The following is a 1289-nucleotide window of genomic DNA, read 5'->3' as shown; positions in this document are numbered from 1 at the left end:
AACTGACGCTTTTTCATAGGACACCTCCCTTGGCAAACTATTTTAACTTAACTCTCCCTTTCTGAGGTGTCCGGATTTTTAAGGTAGCAGTATATTCCTTTCCCATTTGTCCGCTAAATTTGCTAGCTGCACAAATAAATTCGTTTCTAAACACTGACGAGAGGGAAAGTGTCCGCCGAGCTCCCGTCTCATTAATTCAAGCCCATTGTTCAATCCCTCCACTGGATTCGTGGTATAAATATGCTTTCTGATTTCCTTCGGATAGTTCAAAAAGGCCAGATAATTTTCTTTTTTCTTCAAGATCTTATCTGCCAGTTTGGGTTTTTCTTCTTTTATAAGACAAACGAGTTGTTCAAGATACTGTTGGCCTTCTTTGAGATTATCTGCGCCTTTAAGACGCCAAAGTAGGTCTTTTACCTTTTTATAAAGTTCTTTTGAGAGGTTTTTCTTGAGATTTCTTCTGAAATGGGTCATACATAGTTGATGGTGGGCAAAGGGAAAGAGTTTGGGGATAAGATCTATAAGGCCAGAGAAGTCATCAGTAATGAAAAGAAGCACTCGGGAGAGTCCTCTTGAGATAAGATTTTTGAGCACATCAGTCCAGAACTCGATATTTTCCTTGCCTTGGCAGATCCAGTAGCCAAGGACACGTTTGTAGCCATCGAAGTCGATACCGATGGCCAGGAAGATAGTGATTTCTTTGATAGATTTATTGATACGCATTTTAGCCCAGTAGCCATCGATAAAGACGGCAAACATTTGTTTAGGTAAGGGTTGAGAACGGAAGGCATCGAGTTTTTCTTCTATTAGTTCAATGACGGTGTTAAGAGAATCTTCCGAGAAGGGGATGTTCAAGAGGTTAAGGGTATTTTTGATTTGTTCTTTTTTGTAGCCGTTAGTAAGGAAGGAAAGGAGGAGATTTTCGTAATCTTTATTGACGCGTTTCCAGGGTTCAGGTAGCAGAGCGGGCCGGAATGAGTTTCCGAAGCGGACCCTAGGGACTTTTAGGTTAAGATTAGCAAAGGAAAGGGATAAATTACGGGGATAGAAGCCGTTAGATTTATTATCTGGGTTATTATTTAGGAAATTTTCTCTTTATTTGACCATGAGGTAATTAAGGAATTCTTCAAAGAGTAGTTTAAGTGAAGGAGTTTGGCCTTGTGATTTGTTTTGAAGAAGAGAGAAGAGCTCATCAAAAAGGGTATTAAGGGATTGGAAGTTTTGATTTTTCATATTGCACCTCCTTTTTGCAAAGAGATTTGGACCCAAAATTTTACCCAGACACAATT

General features: G+C 39.5%; 1 protein-coding gene and 1 pseudogene. Both read right to left on the bottom strand.

Translation table 11 applies throughout. From position 1 onward, the window contains the following. Positions 1-78 precede the first annotated feature (78 nt). Positions 79-1065 (bottom strand): annotated as a pseudogene (locus tag H528_RS0111910) (IS256 family transposase); the annotation flags it as partial. Between the two features lie 30 nt (positions 1066-1095). Then, positions 1096-1233 carry a hypothetical protein gene (locus H528_RS14505; protein ID WP_022854518.1) on the bottom strand — a complete coding sequence of 46 codons (138 nt, stop codon included), beginning with the start codon at positions 1231-1233 and terminating at the stop codon, positions 1096-1098. Between the last annotated feature and the right edge of the window lie 56 nt (positions 1234-1289).

This window comes from Thermodesulfatator atlanticus DSM 21156 (assembly GCF_000421585.1).
In the GTDB taxonomy this organism is placed as follows: Bacteria; Desulfobacterota; Thermodesulfobacteria; order Thermodesulfobacteriales; family Thermodesulfatatoraceae; genus Thermodesulfatator; species Thermodesulfatator atlanticus.
This window is presented reverse-complemented; position numbering and strand designations above follow the sequence as displayed.

What these genes read in the sequence shown, in the direction of transcription:
- H528_RS14505 (WP_022854518.1), bottom strand. Translation starts at nt 1,233, where the DNA reads ATGAAAAATCAAAACTTCCAATCCCTTAATACCCTTTTTGATGAGCTC.